Source organism: Paenibacillus sp. 4624, from assembly GCF_050435065.1.
GTDB lineage: Bacteria > Bacillota > Bacilli > Paenibacillales > Paenibacillaceae > Paenibacillus > Paenibacillus amylolyticus_D.
On sequence record NZ_JBNDJR010000008.1, the window covers coordinates 150,578 to 171,740 of the forward strand.

General features: G+C 45.9%; 19 protein-coding genes. 12 read left to right on the plus strand and 7 right to left on the minus strand.

All coding sequences use genetic code 11. From position 1 onward, the window contains the following. Positions 1 to 10 precede the first annotated feature (10 nt). The 7 genes from ABIE27_RS19075 (at position 11) to odhB (ending at position 7,375) form a co-directional block, all read left to right on the plus strand. Entirely contained in the window at positions 11 to 499 is a 489-nt protein-coding gene (locus ABIE27_RS19075; RefSeq protein WP_123065108.1) for an 8-oxo-dGTP diphosphatase, read from the plus strand. Between the two features lie 61 nt (positions 500 to 560). Continuing rightward, entirely contained in the window at positions 561 to 929 is a 369-nt protein-coding gene (locus tag ABIE27_RS19080) for a YybH family protein (RefSeq protein ID WP_123065107.1), read from the plus strand. Between the two features lie 86 nt (positions 930 to 1,015). After that, positions 1,016 to 1,450: a GNAT family N-acetyltransferase gene (locus ABIE27_RS19085; protein ID WP_123065106.1), complete on the plus strand. Its 435-nt coding sequence runs from the start codon at positions 1,016 to 1,018 to the stop codon at positions 1,448 to 1,450. A 153-nt stretch (positions 1,451 to 1,603) separates the two neighbouring features. After that, positions 1,604 to 2,089: a GNAT family N-acetyltransferase gene (locus ABIE27_RS19090; RefSeq protein WP_123065105.1), complete on the plus strand. Its 486-nt coding sequence runs from the start codon at positions 1,604 to 1,606 to the stop codon at positions 2,087 to 2,089. 60 nt (positions 2,090 to 2,149) lie between these two features. Further along, the gene (locus tag ABIE27_RS19095; RefSeq protein ID WP_123065104.1) at positions 2,150 to 2,590 is read left to right on the plus strand and encodes an NUDIX domain-containing protein; all 441 of its coding nucleotides are present in this window, start codon (positions 2,150 to 2,152) and stop codon (positions 2,588 to 2,590) included. A gap of 628 nt (positions 2,591 to 3,218) precedes the next feature. Then, entirely contained in the window at positions 3,219 to 6,092 is a 2,874-nt protein-coding gene (locus tag ABIE27_RS19100; protein ID WP_123065103.1) for a 2-oxoglutarate dehydrogenase E1 component, read from the plus strand. Positions 6,093 to 6,097: 5 nt separating this feature from the next. After that, positions 6,098 to 7,375 (plus strand): 2-oxoglutarate dehydrogenase complex dihydrolipoyllysine-residue succinyltransferase, encoded by a 1,278-nt coding sequence (gene odhB / locus ABIE27_RS19105; RefSeq protein ID WP_123065102.1) that lies wholly within the window; start codon positions 6,098 to 6,100, stop codon positions 7,373 to 7,375. Between the two features lie 153 nt (positions 7,376 to 7,528). Here the strand turns inward: odhB and ABIE27_RS19110 are convergent, their stop codons facing one another. From ABIE27_RS19110 to ABIE27_RS19125, 4 genes are all read right to left on the minus strand, one after another. Continuing rightward, positions 7,529 to 8,548: an alpha/beta fold hydrolase gene (locus ABIE27_RS19110; protein WP_123065101.1), complete on the minus strand. Its 1,020-nt coding sequence runs from the start codon at positions 8,546 to 8,548 to the stop codon at positions 7,529 to 7,531. Between the two features lie 41 nt (positions 8,549 to 8,589). Further along, on the minus strand, positions 8,590 to 9,570 hold the full coding sequence (locus ABIE27_RS19115) for a type I phosphomannose isomerase catalytic subunit (RefSeq protein WP_123065100.1): 981 nt from the start codon (positions 9,568 to 9,570) through the stop codon (positions 8,590 to 8,592). Between the two features lie 205 nt (positions 9,571 to 9,775). Next, positions 9,776 to 10,360 (minus strand): class I SAM-dependent methyltransferase, encoded by a 585-nt coding sequence (locus ABIE27_RS19120; protein WP_429351246.1) that lies wholly within the window; start codon positions 10,358 to 10,360, stop codon positions 9,776 to 9,778. Then, positions 10,361 to 11,314: a TIGR01212 family radical SAM protein gene (locus ABIE27_RS19125; RefSeq protein WP_123065098.1), complete on the minus strand. Its 954-nt coding sequence runs from the start codon at positions 11,312 to 11,314 to the stop codon at positions 10,361 to 10,363. It abuts the gene before it with no gap. 314 nt (positions 11,315 to 11,628) lie between these two features. Between ABIE27_RS19125 and ABIE27_RS19130 the strand changes: the two genes are divergently transcribed. Continuing rightward, on the plus strand, positions 11,629 to 11,829 hold the full coding sequence (locus ABIE27_RS19130) for a hypothetical protein (RefSeq protein ID WP_090922175.1): 201 nt from the start codon (positions 11,629 to 11,631) through the stop codon (positions 11,827 to 11,829). A 151-nt stretch (positions 11,830 to 11,980) separates the two neighbouring features. Continuing rightward, positions 11,981 to 12,736, plus strand: a complete 756-nt coding sequence (gene trmB / locus ABIE27_RS19135; protein ID WP_123065097.1) for a tRNA (guanosine(46)-N7)-methyltransferase TrmB — start codon at positions 11,981 to 11,983, stop codon at positions 12,734 to 12,736. 71 nt (positions 12,737 to 12,807) lie between these two features. Here trmB and ABIE27_RS19140 read toward each other — a convergent pair whose 3' ends face one another. After that, on the minus strand, positions 12,808 to 15,066 hold the full coding sequence (locus ABIE27_RS19140) for an AraC family transcriptional regulator (protein ID WP_429351247.1): 2,259 nt from the start codon (positions 15,064 to 15,066) through the stop codon (positions 12,808 to 12,810). Between the two features lie 481 nt (positions 15,067 to 15,547). On the opposite strand from ABIE27_RS19140, the gene ABIE27_RS19145 reads away from it, so the two are divergent. The 3 genes from ABIE27_RS19145 to ABIE27_RS19155 all read left to right on the plus strand — a co-directional run bounded on the left by ABIE27_RS19145 (position 15,548) and on the right by ABIE27_RS19155 (position 19,077). Then, entirely contained in the window at positions 15,548 to 16,453 is a 906-nt protein-coding gene (locus ABIE27_RS19145; RefSeq protein WP_090922181.1) for an ABC transporter permease, read from the plus strand. Between the two features lie 36 nt (positions 16,454 to 16,489). Then, entirely contained in the window at positions 16,490 to 17,425 is a 936-nt protein-coding gene (locus ABIE27_RS19150) for a carbohydrate ABC transporter permease (protein WP_240036924.1), read from the plus strand. A 98-nt stretch (positions 17,426 to 17,523) separates the two neighbouring features. Continuing rightward, positions 17,524 to 19,077, plus strand: a complete 1,554-nt coding sequence (locus ABIE27_RS19155; RefSeq protein ID WP_429351248.1) for an ABC transporter substrate-binding protein — start codon at positions 17,524 to 17,526, stop codon at positions 19,075 to 19,077. A gap of 111 nt (positions 19,078 to 19,188) precedes the next feature. Here the strand turns inward: ABIE27_RS19155 and ABIE27_RS19160 are convergent, their stop codons facing one another. Both ABIE27_RS19160 and ABIE27_RS19165 read right to left on the minus strand, forming a co-directional pair. Further along, entirely contained in the window at positions 19,189 to 20,340 is a 1,152-nt protein-coding gene (locus ABIE27_RS19160) for an MGDG synthase family glycosyltransferase (RefSeq protein WP_123065094.1), read from the minus strand. 50 nt (positions 20,341 to 20,390) lie between these two features. After that, positions 20,391 to 20,918, minus strand: a complete 528-nt coding sequence (locus tag ABIE27_RS19165) for a phosphatase PAP2 family protein (RefSeq protein WP_123065093.1) — start codon at positions 20,916 to 20,918, stop codon at positions 20,391 to 20,393. Positions 20,919 to 21,163: the final 245 nt, after the last annotated feature.

Consider the following 21,163-nt stretch of genomic DNA (forward strand, 5'->3'; position numbering starts at 1 on the left):
GCAGGGGAGGATGAACATGAATTATCAGGTTGAGATTTACACGATGAGTATGGTGTGGAACCCGGTTAGCGATCAGGTTTTGCTGATGAATCGACCGAATCATAAAGGATTCCCGGGGTACATTGCTCCTGGCGGAAAAGTGGAGTTCCCCGAAAGTATCGTGGACGGGGCCATCCGTGAAGTCCGTGAAGAGACAGGACTTTGGGCGAGGCAAATTAAGTACAAAGGGCTGGATGAGTTTTGTGATCCTGAGCAAGGGTTAAGATACATGGTGTTTAACTATCTGATAACTTCATATGAAGGAGAACTTCTTACCGACCCGCCCGAGGGGGAGTTGGTATGGGTGCCCTTGAGACAGGCATTGGAATTGCCGATGCAAGACTGGTTTGCAGAGCGGTTCCCGCGTTTTTTTAACTCAGGTACATTTGAACGAAGTGTGGTCTGGGAGAAGTCGAGCGGACGAACCCTGCAGGAGACGTTCAAGACATATAGTGATTAGACCGTGACCATGAGAGAAGAGAACACGGATACATAATACAGAAGGAATGAGGATGAGGGCTATGGGACACGAGGAAACGCTGAGAGCGTACATAGAAGCAACGAACACGCATCAGTTTGACGAAGTGAGCAAGTTGCTTGCGCCGAATGCAATCTATTGGTTTACAGGTACTTCTTGTACAACCTTGGATGAGATTCAGAATTACTTCGAACATGCCTGGGATACGGTGAAGGAAGAGGTCTATCGTGCAGAGGATGTGCATTGGATTGCCGTAGATGAGCGACAGGCGGTATGCACTTATACCTATCACTGGGAAGGATACGTTCGTGGGCATTTGGCTTCAGGGCAAGGAAGAGCTACAAATGTATTTGTAAAAGGCCAGGAAGGAGCTTGGAAATTGATTCATGAGCATTTGAGCCTGAGTGAATAGGAATGATCACATCGTATCCATATCTATATATTTAGTTCCAAATATTATGATATAATGGAATTTACTTTGTTTTGGAGGTGCAAGCGATGGGAATCGTATTTCGAGATAAGCTGACTGGAATGGATAGTGAGCAACTAAGTGGAGGGTTCTTTGACGGTTGGCCGAACCCGCCATCACCTTCAACATTTCTGAAATTGCTAGAGCAGTCGTATGCGATTGAACTTGCTATCGATGAGCGAACAGGGAACGTTGTCGGTTTTATTCAAGCTATCTCGGATGGAGTGCTTAGTGCATATATTCCTTTGCTGGAAGTACTGCCGGAGTATAAGGGTCGAGGGATCGGAAGTGAACTCACACAGCGCATGCTTCAGCGTCTACAGGGGCTATATATGATCGATCTCTTGTGTGATCCGGATGTCCAGACATTTTATGAAAAACAAGGAATGCAGAGGTCAACGGGGATGTCCATTCGCCATTACTCCAATCAAGCAGGACACATAGACAACAAACAGAACGACTAACATAGATTTCAGGACAGCAGAAACAGTAGCAACATCAGGTACTTCAGAGGGACCTTAGAACTTCATAACGAGTAATTTGTAGATTTGCCATACATAGGGCTTCTGCAAAAGACATGGAAAGAATAATTTGGATGCGAAGAGGTGGGGATTGACATGAACTTGTCGTTCCGAATATTGGACTGGGATGAAGAAAAACCGTATGAACTTTTACTGATGGCGGATCCTTCAAAAACGATTGTAGACGAATATCTCAGCAGAGGTGTTTGTTTTATAGCGGAGTATGAAGGAGAGATGGTAGGAGAGTTTGTATTACTCAAGACTCGTCCGGAGACAGCAGAGATTGTGAACATCGCGGTGCAGGAGGAACTGCAAGGACAGGGTGTTGGCAAACACATGATTAAGGAAGCTATGGAGGCCGCAAGAAGGCTAGGTTGTCGTATATTGGAGATCGGAACGGGCAATTCCAGCTTTCATCAATTGAAGTTGTACCAGCGCTGTGGATTTCGGATAACCGGCGTGGACCGTGATTTTTTTGTGAGACATTATGAGGAAGAGATCATTGAGGACGGCATTCGCTGTGTGGATATGATTCGTCTGGCCGTTGACCTGAATGACATAGCAGATGAGGAGAAGAAGTAGAACTAGAACATAAGTGAACAAGCTGAAATTATCGAAGTAAGGGAAGGGTAGGGCGTAAATGTGAACACGCATACGCATGTTGGTGTATATGGGCTGGCTGTGTGGGAACAATTCTATCTGCTGATCCAGAAAGCTCGTGGGCCATACTACGGAAAATGGGATCTGCCTGGCGGAAGAATGGAATTCGGGGAGCCGCCGGAAACTGCATTGAAACGAGAGTTCGAAGAGGAGACAGGGATCATTCCTTTGCAATGGTCCATTCGTTCTTCACAATCCGTTGTTGTGAATTGGGAGTACCGAGGTGAACCCGAGCAAGTACATCATATCGGTATTCTATACGATGTTATTATCGGACAGAGCAATCCGTTGGAACTCATCAAAATAAATCCTGATGGTGAAGACTCGCTGGGAGCAGCATGGTTTACATTAAAGCAAGTGAAGGATTTGCAATTAACGCCCTTTGCAAATTATATGATGAATCTTTCCCAGAAGGAAAGATAGGACAGACAGGACAAGCAGGACAGTCAGTCAGGAAGCCGCCGGGATTTGCATTCGAGCGGCTTTATTCTATGTTGTATATTGTCAGGCTCCATTCTGGAAAATCCAATTTCTTGTTGAATGACATTTGAATTGGTTAATGTTTAAATGGACGGTTTGTTTTTGGACAGAATGGACCACAATTCTTATTAAGGAGGTATATACGGACATCAGATCTGGATTTGGCCGAATCCAGCGTTCCTGGCTTGCCCTGAATTGCACCGATTATTCGATTCATCTAATTTATGCATCAATTGAGCTAAAAATAGGAAATGCTCCTGAGCGTAAAAGTTTATAGAATAGAGATTAGAACACGAACTTCTTTGGAAACGGGGAAGAACGTATAACCTTCGAACGGATCAGGACATTATTCGACATCTGTGCGACGGTAGAACTAATCATTGTATTACTTTGGTTTTGAAAACGCAGACAAACCTTTGACGGGAGCGTCGGAACAACGTTATTACCACGAACAGCACGATGATTGGACTTCATGAAAAATTTCGCTTAAAATGTTGAACGAACGCGAATTACAGCTTATTCAATGATTTCCGTCAAACCCTATGACAAAATCAAGACGGAGGGAACGTCGATGACGATCGAGAAAGGCAACATGAAACCCTGGGAGAGTTACTATGGTCCCAATATGGGATACGTACAAGAACAGTATGAATTATTCACCCAAGATCCGGGTGCAGTGACACCGGCCTATCGTGAATTGTTCGAGCAATGGGGAGCACCGCCGATGTCTGGCAAGGGTGCAGAGACTCTTTCGAATAGCGGGAATGGTCAAGCTGCTTCTGGAAATGTAGATATTCAACTATTGCAGAAAGCGGTTACAGCAGGCAAACTTGTATGGAACATCCGTACGTATGGCCATCTGGCTGCAGATATTGATCCACTTGGAATCAGTGAAGCAACAGATACGTCTTTGCTGGAACCGAAGCATTTTCAATTAAATGAGGAAGATTTGAAAGCACTGCCTGCTTCCCTGATCTGGGAAGGTGCAGACGGTCAGACAACGACTGGCTGGGATGCAATTCAACGTCTTCGTCAAATCTATACAGGTCCGATCGCTTACGAATTCAGCCATGTGCATGAAGTACAAGAACGCGAGTGGCTGAATCGTCGCGCGGAATCCCGCACATCCCCGGCCCCGCTTACGCAACAAGAACGTACAGCATTGCTGGAACGTTTGGTTGAAGCTGAACAATTTGAAGATTTCCTGCACAAAACGTTTGTTGGACAGAAACGTTTCTCGATTGAGGGGAACGATGTTCTTGTTCCTATGCTGGATGAAGCGGTCCGCCTTATGACGGAAGCAGGCTCCAGTCATATTCTGATGGGGATGGCTCACCGCGGACGTCTGAACGTGCTCGCTCATGTCCTGGGCAAACCTTATAGCAAAATTTTCTCTGAATTCCATCATGCCCCGAACAAAGACTTGGTTCCATCAGAAGGTTCAACTGGGATCAATTATGGTTGGACGGGGGATGTCAAATACCATATGGGCGCGAACCGTTTTGTGAAAGACGGGGAGACTGTACAGGCTCGCCTGACACTCGCCAACAACCCTAGCCATCTAGAGTACGTCAATCCGGTTGTGCAAGGTTTTGCACGTGCAGCTCAGGATGATCGCCGTGAACCAGGTTATCCGAAGCAGGATGTAACGAAGGCAGCGACCATTCTTATGCACGGGGATGCGGCATTCCCGGGAGAAGGTATTGTGGCCGAAACGCTTAATTTCAAAGCATTGCCAGGATACCAAAATGGCGGAACGATTCACATCATCGTGAACAACCGTCTTGGTTTCACTACGGACAGCAGTGACTCGCGTTCAACTTATTATGCAAGTGACCTTGCCAAAGGTTATGAAATTCCGATTGTACATGTCAACGCAGATAACCCTGAGGCTTGTATTGCGGCGATCCGCATGGCAGCGGAGTATCGCAACCGTTTCAAGAAGGATTTCCTGATTGACCTTATCGGATATCGTCGTTACGGTCATAACGAAACGGATGATCCTGAAACGACACAGCCGCTCGTGTATGACAAAGTGAAGAATCACCCAACAGTTAGTCATCTGTATCAGGATATGCTCAAGAAAGAGTCCGTCATTGATGATGCCTTCATCGCGAGTGTACGTAATGCCGTAGCGGATCGCTTAAAAGAAGCCTATGATCAGATGAAGAAAAATGAAGTGCATGAATACTACCAGCGCAACATCAGCGAGTCTGAGGCAGTCACAATTACGCCAACAGCGGTGCCTTTGGAGCAACTGCGCAGCATTAATGCTGATCTTCTGAAATGGCCAGAGACGTTCAATGTATATCCAAAATTGCAACGGATTTTGCAACGCCGGAGTACAGCTCTGAATGAAGGGGAAAAAGTAGACTGGAGCCTTGCCGAAACACTGGCATTTGCAACGATATTGGCAGACGGCAAGCCGATCCGTATCAGTGGTCAAGATGCGGAGCGTGCAACCTTTGCTCATCGTAACCTTGTACTGCATGATGCTACGAATGGAGATAAATTCTGTCCGTTGCACCATCTGCCACAAGCAAAAGCATCGTTTGCAATCTATAACAGCCCACTGTCAGAAGAGTCTGTCGTTGGATTTGAATATGGGTACAATGTGTACTCACCAGATACACTCGTAATCTGGGAAGCACAATTCGGTGATTTTGCAAACTGTGCACAGGTCATTTTTGACCAGTTCGTATCAGCAGGGCGTGCAAAATGGTCTCAAAAATCGAGTCTGGTTATGTTACTCCCACACGCTAACGAAGGCCAAGGGCCAGAACATACTAGCGCACGCCTGGAACGTTTCCTGCAATTGTGTGCGGAAGACAATATGACAGTGGTTAATCTGTCGAGTGCTTCACAGTACTTCCACCTGTTGCGTCGTCAAGCTTCCTTAACCGAGACAGAAGATGCACGACCACTTGTGATGATGTCACCAAAAAGCTTGATTCGTAATCCGCGTGTTGCGTCACCAGCCGTGGAGTTTAGTGAAGGTAAATTCGAACTTGTGCTGGAGCAACCAGGTTTAGGTACAAAACCGGATCGGGTGGAACGCATTATTTTGTGCAGTGGTAAAGTTGCTATTGATCTGGAAGATGCGATTGAGAAGGAGAAGGGCGATTATTCCTGGCTTCACATTATTCGTGTCGAGCAACTCTATCCGTTCCCAGCGGAAGAGATCAAACGTGTACTCGTACGTTTCAGCCAATTAAAAGAGCTGGTATGGGTGCAGGAAGAGAACAAAAACATGGGTGCATGGACATATATGGAGCCTCGTCTTCGTGAGATCGCGCCTGAAGGCACTACCGTGAGATATGAAGGCCGTCCGGAGCATGCAAGTCCTTCTAGCGGTTACCAGCTTGTGCATAGCATGGAGCAGCAATTGATTATTACAGCAGCGTTGAAACAAATGGCGAAGAATAATATTCCACTGGGGAGGTAACAGCTGTGAGTGAAATTAAAGTACCTGCAATGGGTGAGTCAATAACTGAGGGAACGGTATCCAGATGGATGGTAAAAGAAGGAGACACCGTTAATCAAGGTGATGTTCTGCTTGAACTGGAGACAGACAAGGTCAACATCGAGATCAGTGCTGAGGAGAGCGGTGTGCTCGAGAAGATCATTCGTCAGGAAGGTGAGACCGTTGAGATTGGTGAAACGATCGGTACGCTTTCAGCTGGGGCAGGGGGAGGAAGCACTCCAGCTGCTTCCGAACCAGCAACGTCCGAATCTAAATCGGCCTCCGCACCTGCTCCTGGGGCTCCAGTAGCTCCGGCAACGGCTGTTGCTGCACCGCCTGAGCCATCGGATAGCATTAAAACGGCTTCTCCTTCTGCACGCAAGCTTGCTCGTGAGCGTGGGATTGAACTGGATCAGGTGCAGAGCAAAGATCCGATTGGCCGTGTGTATCAGGATGATGTGAAAAGCCATGGAAGTCAGCCGTCCACTCCAGCGGCACCGCCAGCAGCCAAAGCTCCTGCTTCCGCGCCTAGCGCTCCAGCAGCGAGCGGCACAACTTTTTCAAAGCCTGTAGAGCGTCAGCGTATGTCCCGTCGCCGGGCAACTATCGCGAAACGTTTGGTTGAAGCACAGCAGACCGCAGCGATGTTGACTACCTTCAATGAGGTTGACATGACAGCGATCATGGACGTTCGTAAACGTCGCAAGGACAAGTTCAAAGAGAAGCATGATATCAACCTGGGCTTCATGTCTTTCTTTACCAAAGCAGTTGTAGGTGCACTTAAAAAATTCCCAACGATTAACGCAGAGATCGATGGCGAAGACGTTGTATTGAAAAAATTCTACGATATCGGTATTGCGGTATCTGCCAAAGAAGGTTTGGTTGTTCCGGTTGTACGTGATGCTGACCGTCTGGGCTTTGCCGAAATCGAAAGAAGCATTGCAGACCTGGCGTCCAAAGCACGTTCCAACACGCTCGCATTGTCTGACCTGCAAGGTGGTACATTTACGATTACCAATGGCGGAACATTCGGTTCCCTACTGTCTACGCCAATCCTGAATACTCCGCAGGTAGGTATTCTCGGGATGCACAAAATTCAGCTTCGCCCAGTGGCGATTGATGCTGAACGGATGGAAAACCGTCCAATGATGTACATCGCCTTGTCCTACGATCACCGGATTATTGATGGAAGCGAAGCTGTACGATTCCTGGTGACTGTAAAAGAATTGCTTGAAGATCCAGAATCATTGTTGATTGAAGGTTAATAGTTCTGAGATTTGCGCTCTACTTTATTTCTCATCCTATGAAATCTGAGATACTTCAATAGAATAAAACCCCCTGAACGAGCACAATATGTAATGTGCTCGTTCAGGGGGTTTTTGCTCGCATTTGAATCGGTATTGAATCAGAAAAAGATCTTACATCAAAGCTGTCTGATTCGATTGAATCTCCAAAGACGGATCTTTATCGAAATCTTGTTGACTACTATTTTGTGTAGGTTGTTGCTCGATCGTTGGCATATGACGTTGTAACCAATTCAGGACATCTTGAGCTACTTCGTTACGATTGGTCTCATGGAGCATCTCATGTCGTCCGCCTGGATAAAGACGGTATTCTACATCTTGAAGTCCAAGCTTCTTATAGTGGGAGTATAGGTTTAACACACCTTTACCCCGAAGACCGACAGGATCCAGTTCACCAGAGAACAGGAGAACCGGCTTGGATTTGGGGATACGTTCCATGTGCTGCGGAAGATGGATTTCAAGGAGCAGTTTAAAAAAATCACGGAAAAAGCCAGCGGTACATATCGCTCCACACATCGGGTCGTCGATGAATCGCTGCACTTCCTGCTGGTCACGAGATAACCAGTCAAAAGGCGTTGCAGCTGGACGGAACGCACGGTTAAATCCGCCAAATACAATGGCATTCAGCAACAGGCTTCGATGATTGTCACCTTGGATGCCGCACTGGAGTAGGGCCAGCTTTTCTCCAAACCGAAGTAATCCTCGTTTGCCGTTTGTGCCGGACAGCACAAACGCGTGGTATCTCTCGTGCGCTGCATACATCAGGTGCTGTACCAAAAAGGAACCCATACTGTGCCCCATAAGGAACAGGGGGACACCGGAGTGTTCTTTGGCAACTAGCTCGCCCAGATTGACCATATCTTTAGCCATCCAGCGAAATGCGTCCACACCTGCATCACCCAGTGATTCGGTGCTCTCCACCGTTTTTCCATGACCCCGATGGTCATTAGCATACACAGCAAAGCCGTGCTTGGTGAGATAACCCGCAAATTCGGCATAACGCGCTGCGGTTTCACCCATTCCATGCGCGATTTGTACAACGCCTTGAATGTGTTCGTCCGGATCGGGAAGCCAGCGGTACACATGAACACGGGTACCTTCATTGCCCATCAGCGTAAAGGTAGATTCCTGCATCTCGTGTAATTCCTCCTTCACAGGTTATCGGTAACTAAAACTTAAGGAAGATAGGATCGAAGAACGGTTGTATTGCCACTTAGTGTATAGTTACCCAGATTAGCCGGCAGAAGATAACATTGGCCTGCTTTCAATGTCAACTGCTCGCCTTCTTCAGAACCACTCCATTCAAGCGTACCCTCACCTTCACACACAACAAGAATGGTAAAGCTGTCCGGTGTCGTAGATAACGCCCAGCGTTCATTTACCACGCCTTTCTCTACTACAAAGTAAGGACAAGAAGCAAGCTGGAGCCATTCACCAGGTACTGCATTGCTCGTTTTCATTGTTGTTGCTCCGGCACCTTCATAGGCGGTGACATTCAAGGAATCCTCCACATGCAGTTCACGTGGCTTGCCGTCCAGTCCAGGACGGTTGTAATCATAGATCCGGTACGTTGTGTCTGAATTTTGCTGTATTTCTGCTACAACAACACCGGCGCAGAGAGCGTGCACTGTTCCAGCAGGGATGAAGAATGTATCTCCGGCTTCCACGGGGACTTGACGAAGAGTATCCATAACGGTACCATTCTCCAGCGCCTGTCTCAATCCTTCGCGATCTACACCTTCATTAAGGCCGTAGATAATATGAGCGCCGGGTTTGGCGTCGAGCACGTACCACATTTCGGTTTTACCCAGTTCACCTGGAGGAAGAGCCTTGTAATCATCCGTAGGATGAACCTGAACGGAGAGGTCGTCGTTACAATCAAGCAGTTTGATTAGCAGAGGGAAACGTCCGCCTTTTTCAGAAACGCCTTTGGAACCCAGCCAGGCTGTTCCGAGTTGTTCACGAACCTCATCAAGTCCTTTGCCAGCGAGTGGGCCATTTATTACCTTGGTCGTACCGTTGGCGTGATCTGCAATCATCCAGCCTTCCCCAATATGTCCTTCAGGGGGGGTAAGACCAAATTGCTCGAGCGCTCGGCCTCCCCATACACGTTCTTTGAATTCAGGTTGGAATTGTAGCGGGTATGGCGTAGACATGGATATCTCTCCTCTAGTATATGAATTGGTGAATCGCTTTAACCAGTTCTGGGCCCTCTAACGACCCGGCACATGCAGATGAAGAAGAACAAGTGAATGCGATTGCATACGTGCAGGTGAACACGGCGACATGGATGAAAAAGCAAAGGCTGGTCCAGTCAATGTGTTCAGTGTATTTCATTTGGTGAACAAAGGAAATTATTTTTTATTTTTTTTCAATACCGATTAAATAAGGTGAAGTTTGACGCTGCAACTGGCGGTACATCACAACCTGAGCCTGTTCGACAGGTAAAGCAGCTGCCCATGTGGATACAGCCTCAGCTTCCTGAGCGCCACCGTCATGACCCGGATATAAGACGACAGTAATTATACCGCGTGGACGCAATAACATCGTAGCAGCATCAAGTGCTGTGATTGTGCTGGTTGTTTCGGTAATGATAGAAGCATCTGCTCCTTCAGCAGGTAAGTAACCCAGATTAAACATAATAGCTCCTACTTTACCAATCCAGCCGTCTGGGACGGCTTCGGCCATTCGTGCATGGCTTAATTCCATCAAGGAAATAGAGCCGAGTTTGCTGCTTTCAGCATGCTTTCGAATCCTGGCCTGGGCTAGCGTTAGCGCTTCGTTTTGAATATCAAATCCGATGACCTGACCACGCTGGCCTACCTGCTTTGCGAGAAACAAGGTATCAGCACCTGTACCCACCGTGGCATCAATTGCGAAATCTCCTGGCTGAAGCCGAGAAGCGATCCATTGATGCGCACAGCTTAGAACCGACAGAAAGCCCATCTATGCCTCCCTCCAATACTTACCCTGCCATGTATCACGTTCACGCAGTTCTCGGTCAATGGAATTTAGAACTTCCCATTTGTTCAAAGACCACATGGGTCCAATAAGCAGGTTACGAGGAGCATCTCCTGTAAGGCGATGTACGATCATTTCGGGCGGGAGCATCTCGAGCGTATCTACGATCAGCTTAATATATTCATCCTGCTCAAGAAACCGAAGCAGACCGGCTTCATACTGTTTGACCATTGGCGTTTTACGCATGAGATGAAGCAGATGAATCTTAATGCCCTGCACATCCATATTTGCCACCGCGCGACCGGTGTCCAGCATCATTTCGTGGGTTTCTTGCGGCAAGCCATAGATAATGTGTGTGCAGACTCGAATATTGTGTTTACGCAGCTTTTCTACCGCTTCTTCATAACACGCCGTATCATGTGCACGGTTGATCAAAGTCGAAGTGGAATCGTGGATCGTCTGCAATCCCATCTCTACCCATAAATAGGTGCGCTGATTAAGCTCTGCCAAATACTCCACAACGTCGTCTGGTAAACAGTCTGGACGAGTAGCTATAGATAAACCGACAACGCCCGGCTGTTGTAAAATCTCTTCAAAGTATTCGCGCAGCTCTTCGACTGGTGCATAGGTATTGGTGTAGGCCTGAAAGTAACCGATATAGTGAGCTGAAGGCCATTTCAGATGCTGTCTGTCGCGAATCGTATTGAACTGGCTAACGAGATCTTCACGTCTGCTACCTGCAAAATCGCCTGATCCACGTGCACTGCAGAAGGTACAGCCCCCTTTGGCAATGGAGCCATCCCGATTCGGGCAGGTGAACCCGGCATCCAGCATCACTTTAAATACTTTGTTATTAAACTGATCGCGCATTTCATAATTCCAGGTGTGGAACCGTTTATCCCCCCACATTAGTGGCGATTGTGTTGCTGGTGCATTCATTTTCAAGGTACTCCTTTGAGGTCTATGGCTTAAAATATAATCCTTTTTTTGATTTATTTCTTATTCTGTAATATCAAACCTGAGCAAGGTATGCAGATGCTGTGCGGTTTTCGTCATTTATTGTATCAAAAATCCGAAAAAAAGGGGAATGTAAACGAAAAAAAGGCCGCCAAATCAAGGGTTTTTACTTGATGTAGTTTACACCTTGTGTTATATTTAAATCAGCGTCAGACACCATCCAGTGAGTAGTTTTCATCGTGGCATTTGAATGAATGTTGACGTCATGGATCATACTATACCGTGAGGTGATATGAATGAATTCCCAAGTTAAAAATAATGAATTCCAGCATGTATCTGTTGAGCTGACGGCAGAAGAGGCACTGGCTTTGACAGGCGTTCGTTTTAATGGAAATCCGAAAGTGAAAGCGGCTGCAAGACAAAAAGTTCGCGATGCTTTCGAAAAGACATTTGATTTTTCACACCAAGATAAGGTAGACTATGAACTACTAAAGTAGTTGGACCCCAATTCCAAATAAATCGAAAAGGGAATCTTTGAGATTTGCCCAACGTGGCAGGTCCGGAGATTCCTTTTTCATTGCTCTTTACAATTTGCCGGTTCTTGGGCAAAATGAGTCTAGGACAAGTATGGACAAACGGAGGAATAACATGCGTTTACGTGGTAGAAAAGGGATTAGAGAAAATCTGGAACAACAAGAGGATCTGGTTGTCCTGGAGCCAAAGCAACACAAAGGCAAGTGGGCTGAGCTGTTTGGCAATGATCATCCGATCTTTGTCGAGTTTGGCATGGGTAAAGGTCAATTTATCAGCCAAATGAGTTATAAATATCCGCAATATAATTTTATCGGTATCGATATGTATGATGAGCTCGTCCGCCGTGCTAGTGAAAAAGCTCGTAACGCTTGGAGTCAGGCTGAGGTAGAGACACCTCCGAACCTAAAGCTGGCGCTCGCGAACATCGAACAGATTGAAGAAGTGTTTGAACCTAAGGAACTGGAACGCATTTATTTGAATTTTAGTGATCCGTGGCCAAAAGCGAAACATGCACGCCGTCGGTTGACACACCCACGCTTCTTGAAAAAGTATATTGAACTGCTGAATCCAAAAGGGCAGATTCATTTTAAAACGGATTCAGAAACCTTGTTTGAATTCTCCCTGAACTCGATCGCAGATTTTGGCTTGCAGATGACGAATTTGTCTCTGAATCTGCACCGTGACGGTTTGAATGAAGAGCACGTTATGACCGAATATGAACAAAAATTCATGGGTAAAGGCATGAACATTCACCGTGTCGAAGTGATTGTAGGGGAAGAGGCTTTGCGAGAGTACAATGAAATGCGTCTGGATAAGTACAAAGTGCGTGAAGCTACAGACGAGTCTGGTGAAGATCAGGACGAAGCATAAAAAAAGGGGCGGTATCTAAGGGCAAATGCATTGCTCTAAGGTACCGCTCTTTTTCTTTTTATAAATGGACATTAGAGATGTTCAGAATGAAGCTCTTTACGGCGATAATCGTTAGGAGTCACGCCATTCAATTTTTTGAACATCCGATAAAAATAAGAGCTGTTGGTAAAACCGGTTCGCTCTGCGATATCCGCAACGGAATTTTCGGTCTGCACAAGCATATGCTGTGCTTTAGCAATGCGTGTCTCATTAATGACATCCGTGAGTCCTTTTAATGTGAGCTGTTTATATAACCTGCTGACGTAGATTGGCGACATGCCTAGTTCCTCTGCAATGGAGGTTAAGCACAGATTCGGGTCAGCATAATCGCGTTCAACTATATCGTTGATTCTCCGAATGAGTTCCTCATGCTTAAGTGTGCGTTTTTCCTCTACCTTGGAGCCGAGTTCATCAAACATCCGATAAAAATGTTCATGCACCTCGCTGAGATCCTCAGCATTTTTCAATGGAAGCATCAAACTGCCTGAAACGGAATCCAGTGTAAGTTGATTGTTCTTCTTGAGAGTGTTGCGAACGTGATTAAGGGTCATCGTCAGATGGGACAGCGCAAGCTGAAAGACGGTAAACGGATAGGCGGCTGTCTCACTAACGATATCTGCGTAGATTAGCTTGGCTTCCTCAGTCTTGCCCGTCATCAAGCATTCCACAAGCTGTCTTTCTTTGCCTGCAGGAAAAGTATACTCTTTGCTCTGATACGCCATGATGCCTGCGGTATGAATCAAGCAACCTGGCCCCTTGAACAGGCGATGCAGCGATGCCTCAGCGGAACGAGCGTAACCTTCAATGCATTCCTCTAGTGAATTTTCTTCTGGCCCCAGCGTACAAGAGATAGAGCATTTGAGATGAGTCATGACTGCAGCCTGCATCATACGTAGCAATTCTTCAATTTGATGTGAATCCTCATGCTCTGACAAAGAATTATTTTCCGATTTTTCATTAAACAGCAGTGTAATCTGGTCACCGCCCATATCCACAGCTTCCACGTAATAGTGAGTATCTGCCGTCTCGGTGCAAATGTTCATCATCGCGTATTTTACAAGTTGGGTATCTTCCCGGTAAGTTTCGCAAAATTCTGTATAATGGTCGATGCGCAAAAGCACGAGTCTTGACGATTGATGTACATCAACGGGAGAACCGTAGAATCTCATCCGATCCTCAAGCATATTACAGGTTGCCGTTTCACGCCCTTGAAGAGCACCCCTTAGAAAGTCTTGCCTTAGCAGTTGCAGACTGCCCCGGCGTTCGGCTTCCATTACACGCATGCGGACAAGCACGTTATTAATCGGATGATACAACTTCCGGGAGACAAGATAAGAAAGAATCAAGCCCGCAGCCAGCAATCCGAGGCAGAATAACAGGGTATGCGTGCGCATGCCGCGAATATCAGCTGTAATCACATCATAGGGAGTGATGCGTACATAACGCCATCCTAGACTGTCTGGGGAGGTGTAGGTGATGAGTGATTTCTCCCCATCCACTTGCTCGGTAAAATAAGCAGAATGCTCGGTATCTTGCATGATTGGACGCATGAATGTTTCGCTTGCGAGATTGTTAAGCAGTGGGCGGTCTCCAAAATCGGACAACAACTCGCCTTGTTCATTCACAATGAAGGTTTTGCCCGGCTGGTCTGCTGCATTCATATTGGGACTAAGCCAGTCATCTTTAATGTTCACGATAACGGCGTAATTGAGTTTGGCGTTGTCATTAATGGTGTCGTAGCACAGGTAAGTGTAACTGTTCACCTCACTGGCCTCGGTTGAGCCGACCTTATACGTGCGCGGGATAGGCACAAAGGGTTTATAGTCATGGAAACGATCCAGAATATGTTTGATTCCTTGGTCATCAATCTCGGATATAGACTGTTGTCCATTGCGAACTCCGTCGGAACTGATAAAAAATTCATTGCTTTTCGAGTTATATACATAGATGGATTCAATAAAAGGAAGAGACATGCGGTAGTTATCGAGTTGCTCCATGGCCGAAGTGATCTGATAGATACTGGGCTTGGAGTAGAGCATCAGGGAAGAAATCGTGTAGTCCTGATAAATCTGGTAGGAGAGAGACTTGGCACTTTCCGTCATTTTGGCCACTTCACGGCTCGTCTGGGTGAGGCTATTCACATCGGTACGATAGACCTGGCGGAGAGCAATACGATTGTAGTTAACGTATAAAATGGTTGATGCCACAAGTAGAGTTGCGGCAGTGCTGATAATAATACCGATCAGAATCCGCGTGAATACTTTCTGACTGTCCTCTGAACGTTTGCGCATTCTTTTTCCCCCTCGAACCTCCTGATATGAGTGAACTTATGTATTTTTCATAAGAAGTACTGAATTTCATATGTAGCAAAACAGAAGAGCAAGGTAACTTAAATTATATAATATGTATGCGTTTACATCAATGCTGGACAAGCCTTTTAGTTCCTTTTCCCTAGATAAAGTTCAACTTTCGCGGGATTGTTCATTAGGCTGAAGCTATGCACGATATCAACTTTTGTGAACGTACATGCGTTCATTTCATACTTAGTACATATTGTTCACTTCTCATTTCGCAGCATCGTTCACGAATGGGAGGAAGCTTCAGTATTCAGAAACGAAGGGGTCAGTCTACAATAAATTCAGAGCTTCACTGGTGCAGGCATCATACGCACATCAACATTCGCCTCCATATTCACCAGCAACAAACATGATCATCATGCACCAACAACATTCTTTATTACGTATCACCGTTACATTTGGGAGGGATCGAGTCATGCTCAAAGAATTGAACAAAAACAAAATCATGTTTCTGATGCTGCTGCCCACGCTGATCTTTTTTCTCATTAACTCGTATTTTCCGATGGTCGGTATTTACTACGCATTCACCAGTTATGATTTTGCAGGAGGATTATTCGGAAGTCCGTTTGTCGGGTTAGACAACTTTAAGTTTCTCTGGCAATCAGGAATGCTGCTGAAACTTACGACAAATACCGTAGGGTATAACCTGGCTTTCATTATACTGGGGAACGGTCTAGCGATCTTTTGTGCGATCATGCTAAGTGAAATTCGGGGGAAGTTGTTCAAAAAAATAACCCAGTCCGTCATGTTTCTGCCTTACTTTATCTCTTTTGTTCTATTAAGTGTAATCGCTTACAACATGTTTAACTATGAATCTGGGTTTGTGAATACCGTGCTCAAACGTTTTGAGGCAGGGCCGGTTGATATCTACAACACACCATGGATCTGGGTGTTTCTGATCATTATCTTTTATTTATGGAAAAACCTCGGGTACAGCATGGTCATCTATCTAGCCGCAATAACGGGAATAAGTGACGAGTATTATGAAGCGGCCCGCATTGACGGGGCGAATATCTTTCAACGGATATGGTACATTACAGTGCCGATGCTCAAACCAACGTTTGTCATTCTCTTGTTATTCTCACTTGGCAGCATCATGAAAGGGCAGTTCGACCTGTTCTATCAATTGATCGGGAACAACGGCGTGCTCTACAACGCTACGGATATCATTGATACGTATGTCTATCGTTCATTGAAAGTAACCTTTGATATTGGTATGGCAACCGCAGCTGGTTTGTACCAATCCTTATTCGGTTTCATCCTCATCATGACGGTCAACTACATTATCCGCAAAATCAACGAAGATTACGCTTTGTTCTAGAATAAGCTCGCCCTCAGGGCAGAAGGGAGAATAACCATGAGCACACAAACACATACCCAAAGACGGATACGAACCCAGACTCGTGCCAAAGATTCGGAATTCAACTTGGCTTTTCAGCTCATTGCCTATGGTATCATCATTGTTTTGTCGCTGATGTGCCTGTTGCCATTCCTGCTCATTTTGTCAGGTTCATTCAGCAGCAACGAATCGATTGTGCGGGATGGGTATCATCTTTTTCCGACACACTTCTCTCTGGAAGGTTACAAAATGGTATTCAAATTCCCGACACAGGTACTCAAAGCGTATGGGGTAACGGTGTTCACAACGGTTGTCGGCACAACACTGGGCTTGTTTTTTATCACGATGGCGGGATTTGTACTCCAGCGTAAAGATTTCAAGTACCGGAATACGTTCTCCTTTTTCATTTACTTCACAACGCTGTTTGGCGGAGGTCTTGTGCCTTGGTACATTATGCTGGCGAACTACTTCAACCTGACGGATACGTATACTGTGCTGATATTCCCCGGGCTGATGACTCCGTTTCTGATCATTCTCATGAAAAACTTTATTCGCTCCGCGGTGCCGGATGAACTAATCGAATCGGCGAAGATTGACGGTGCCAACGATTTCAGGATCTACTTCAGTATTGTGTTAAAACTGGCGATGCCGGGCATTGCAACCGTTGGACTATTTCTTGCCCTGGGCTATTGGAATGACTGGTTCACATCTTCCTTGTTTATCAACAACCCGGATATGTACCAGCTCCAATTTTACTTGTACAACACGATGAATACGATTACCTTCATTGACCAGATGGCGATTGGCACGGGGGTAACGCTTAGTCAAGACGTTCCAACAGAGTCGACCAAGATGGCGATGGCGATTATCGTAACTGGCCCGATTTTGTTCCTGTATCCGTTTGTTCAACGTTATTTTGTCAAAGGACTCACGATTGGAGCCGTCAAAGGTTAGAACGTACACACGTTGGGGACGTCAGGCTGCCGGGGAAATGGATGGTCTGATGCATAGCGGGTCTGCGCTAACATATAGGTTTAACACAAAAAGGGAGGATGCATATGCGTAATAAAATGATTCGGCACCTGTCTATGGTACTTGTTCTGATGTTATTTGCTGGCGTGCTGGCCGCGTGCAACGGCGGCGGTTCGGGAGGGAATGCGCAAGGTAATGCTCAGGGAGGCTCATCGGATAATAAAGGCGAAAAAGTAACCCTGCAATTTTACATGCTTGGAGATGCTCCGAAAGATCTGCCTGTGATTGAGTCGGAAATTAACAAGCTTGCTGAGGCCGATCTGAATGTGAATGTAAAATTCAACTTCACGTCATGGACGGACTGGGATCAAAAATATAAATTGCTGCTGTCTTCCGGACAGCCAATTGACTTAATCTTTACAGCAGACTGGACGAATTACCAGTCTTATGCGAAGAAAGGTGCTTTCCTGCCGCTGGATGAACTGTTGGCAAAAACACCAAAGCTCAAATCTCATGTCCCGGATGATATGTGGAATGCGGTTAAGATTAACGACAAAATCTACACGGTTCCATCGACATGGATTGAATATGTAACCGAGGGTATAGCGTACCGTGAAGACCTGCGTGAGAAGTATAATCTGCCGAAGCCAGAATCGATGGAAACGCTCGAAGCATACCTGGACGGCATCAAGGCGAATGAACCCAACATGATTCCAATTGCAGACAGCAATGCAAATCATACGCATGGTGTTCGCCAATTAACTTCCAAGTTGGTAAATACGGCTGGTCAGCTTCCATATGGACTGGATATTATGTATGATACACCTTCTACAGTGACGTCCTATTGGGGCTCACCACAGCATTTACAAGACCTGAAAACATACAAACGCTGGATGGATAAAGGTTTCTTCCCGAAAAACGTACTGAACGTGAAGGATACATCCAATTCTCTGCTCCAAAATGGTAAAGCAGCTGTCATTTTGGCTGGGGAGAACCCGAACAAATTCAATTCTGATGTAATTAAGGTTCAGTCCACTCACCCGGACTGGAAGCTTGGATATTTCCCATATCCGAATGCGAAAGGGTTTGCACAGCCGGTGCATCCGATTCATAACGGTTTTGCTATTCCGCGTAGCAGTAAAAACCCGGAAAGAGCATTGGAATTTTACGAGAAGCTTGTGACCGACAAACGTTACAACTGGTTGACCGAGTATGGTGTGGAAGGCAAAAACTTTGAAGTAAAAGACGGATACTACCATATGATTGGCGATGCACAGAGCAATGGCTTCCCGCGTGAAGGTATGAATGGCTGGGCATGGCGTAATCCAGAGTTTATGCTGTACGACAAGAGCTTTGATGATGTACTGGCTATGTTTAAAGACCTTGATAAGATCAAAAAACCGGATATCTTCACTGGTTTTGCCGAGGATTGGACACCTTATCAAGCGGAGAAAGCGGCTTTGGAGCAAGTTGAGAAGCAGTATCTGTATCCGCTTAACGTAGGCCTTGTTGCGGATGTAGAGGGTGGTTTGAATACGTTTATGGAAAAAGCAAAACAAGCCGGTCTGGATAAAATTCAGTCGGAGTATACAAAACAATGGCAGGAGTACCTGAAATCTGCCGGTATACAATAAGCAGTATGGTTAATTTGCAAACGTAAGAAGAAAAGGTGCCTTCGGTTTCGAAGGCACCTTTTCTCTTCGTTATAAGAGATAAGAAGGACGAGCTTATTCAAACTACAAAGGTTATAAACGGGTCGACTCTGATGATGAAGGCTGCATATCCTGTAACAAATCCATGATAGACTGCGCGCTTTCCATCGGATGTACTTTGGCAATCTCCGCCAGATGGCGTTTTCGCTTCTGCACCACATCTGGATAATGATGAAGCAATTTGTTCATCCATTGTACAACCACGTCAAGGGAGGTAATTCGTTCACCTAATCCTCTGGTTGTAAAATAATGTACATTCTCTTCTTCCTGACCCGGGATCGGGTTATGAAACAGCATCGGAATGCCCTTTGCCAAACCTTCACTGCAAGTCATTCCGCCTGGTTTTGTAATCAGTAGATCAGAGACTTCCATTAATTTATCGATTTCCGTTGTATATCCGATAATGTGGATATTCTCTTGCTGGAACAGTGGGTCCTGCTCCATGCTAATCCGTATTTTGTCATTACGTCCAAGACAGAAAATAATCTGGATATCTTCATGCCAGCGTGCTAGTAACTGGTGAACAACCTTGTCACTGAGCATCCCCCAGCCACCGCCCATGACAAGCACGGTTGGCATTTTTTTTAGATTAAATCTGGAGCGGATTTCATCATGTCCGGGATGCTCCCAGAAGTTTGGGTGTACAGGAATACCGGTTACCTTGATTTTATCTACGGACACCCCTCGACGTATCAACTTGGATTTTACTTCGTCCGAGGAAACGAGATATAAATCCACCTCAGGACTAATCCATGTGCCGTGTGCGTCATAATCGGTTAAAACATTACATAAGGGAACCTTTGTACCTAACCGCTTTAACCTGGATATAACTGCACTTGGAATCGGGTGGGTGCAGACAATGGCATTTGGATGCAACTGACGAACGACACTGCGGGTATGGGTGTAAAACACTTTGTGCAGTGCAAGAGTTGTTAGCCGATTCAATGGTTTTTTATATTGTTGTCTGTACATGTATCCAACGAGTTTGGGTTGATTGGTCACCGTTCTTTTGTACGCATTAAGGATAAGTGGTGCTACTTTCGGGTTAAGAAAGCTTCCGAGTTCAAGCACTTTGGTTTGGATATTCGGCGACAGCTTTCGTAAATGGCTGGACAATGCATAAGCAGCCTGCGTATGACCTGCGCCAAAGCCCTCAGATAATAGTAAAATTCTTTTTTTCTCCACGCTTGCTTCACCTGTTCCTGCTAGGTTTTCCTGAGTCTAACATATCGGCTTTAAGCCCAGAATGCAACTGTAGCAAGTGCGACTAAAGTACCGATTGTGGCTCCTGCCAAAACATCGGACGGATAGTGTAGACCCAGATAAATTCGAGAGAATCCGACAATAAGAGCCACAGGAAGCAAAGTCAGTAATAGAAACGGCTCAGCGGCCATAAAGGGCACTGTGACCGAAAAAATAGCGGTTGTATGCCCCGATGGAAACGAATGATCCGTTAGTGGGTTGCGAAACGTTATTGTATCAGGCAAGGCCAGGTAAGGTCGAATGCGAGGATACAATTTCTTGGCAATGGCTACAGGGATATGACTTACCGCTAAGGCGATGCAGGCTTGAAGTCCAGTCGTACTCCAGGGAGCCGGGGCAAGCAGCCAGATTAACAAAGATACCGCAATGGAAGAAGTTGCTCCGCCAAGATGGGTGAGATAGTACAGCCAGAAATTCATAAAACGATTATGAAGCCGGCCGTTAATCCACATAAACACATTACGATCGTACTCTTGAAACTTTAAGAAAAAACGGCTCATATTGGCCTCCTGCCAGTCAGGCCGCCCCGAGGACGGCAGTATTTCCGGGATGAAACCCGTGTAGGTTTGCACCTGTTTAGTATATAACCGTTTTTGAAGGTCTTGAGGTTATTTCAGGCGTATGTTTATCATATTTTTAAATGTTGTCCTTTTCAAGAAGAAGACATGTAAAGAACGTAAAATTCATGTAAAAGAGTGGATGAAAAACCAATGGTCTTTTTTGACTTCATTCCTCGAAAAAAGAT

What these genes read in the sequence shown, in the direction of transcription:
- ABIE27_RS19085 (WP_123065106.1), top strand. Translation starts at nt 1,016, where the DNA reads ATGGGAATCGTATTTCGAGATAAGCTGACTGGAATGGATAGTGAGCAA.
- ABIE27_RS19165 (WP_123065093.1), bottom strand. Translation starts at nt 20,918, where the DNA reads ATGAGCCGTTTTTTCTTAAAGTTTCAAGAGTACGATCGTAATGTGTTT.
- trmB (WP_123065097.1), top strand. Translation starts at nt 11,981, where the DNA reads ATGCGTTTACGTGGTAGAAAAGGGATTAGAGAAAATCTGGAACAACAA.
- ABIE27_RS19080 (WP_123065107.1), top strand. Translation starts at nt 561, where the DNA reads ATGGGACACGAGGAAACGCTGAGAGCGTACATAGAAGCAACGAACACG.
- ABIE27_RS19130 (WP_090922175.1), top strand. Translation starts at nt 11,629, where the DNA reads ATGAATTCCCAAGTTAAAAATAATGAATTCCAGCATGTATCTGTTGAG.
- ABIE27_RS19140 (WP_429351247.1), bottom strand. Translation starts at nt 15,066, where the DNA reads ATGCGCAAACGTTCAGAGGACAGTCAGAAAGTATTCACGCGGATTCTG.
- ABIE27_RS19100 (WP_123065103.1), top strand. Translation starts at nt 3,219, where the DNA reads ATGACGATCGAGAAAGGCAACATGAAACCCTGGGAGAGTTACTATGGT.
- ABIE27_RS19125 (WP_123065098.1), bottom strand. Translation starts at nt 11,314, where the DNA reads ATGAATGCACCAGCAACACAATCGCCACTAATGTGGGGGGATAAACGG.
- ABIE27_RS19090 (WP_123065105.1), top strand. Translation starts at nt 1,604, where the DNA reads ATGAACTTGTCGTTCCGAATATTGGACTGGGATGAAGAAAAACCGTAT.
- ABIE27_RS19155 (WP_429351248.1), top strand. Translation starts at nt 17,524, where the DNA reads ATGCATATGCGTAATAAAATGATTCGGCACCTGTCTATGGTACTTGTT.
- ABIE27_RS19145 (WP_090922181.1), top strand. Translation starts at nt 15,548, where the DNA reads ATGCTCAAAGAATTGAACAAAAACAAAATCATGTTTCTGATGCTGCTG.
- ABIE27_RS19110 (WP_123065101.1), bottom strand. Translation starts at nt 8,548, where the DNA reads ATGCAGGAATCTACCTTTACGCTGATGGGCAATGAAGGTACCCGTGTT.
- ABIE27_RS19120 (WP_429351246.1), bottom strand. Translation starts at nt 10,360, where the DNA reads ATGGGCTTTCTGTCGGTTCTAAGCTGTGCGCATCAATGGATCGCTTCT.
- ABIE27_RS19150 (WP_240036924.1), top strand. Translation starts at nt 16,490, where the DNA reads ATGAGCACACAAACACATACCCAAAGACGGATACGAACCCAGACTCGT.
- ABIE27_RS19115 (WP_123065100.1), bottom strand. Translation starts at nt 9,570, where the DNA reads ATGTCTACGCCATACCCGCTACAATTCCAACCTGAATTCAAAGAACGT.
- ABIE27_RS19075 (WP_123065108.1), top strand. Translation starts at nt 11, where the DNA reads ATGAACATGAATTATCAGGTTGAGATTTACACGATGAGTATGGTGTGG.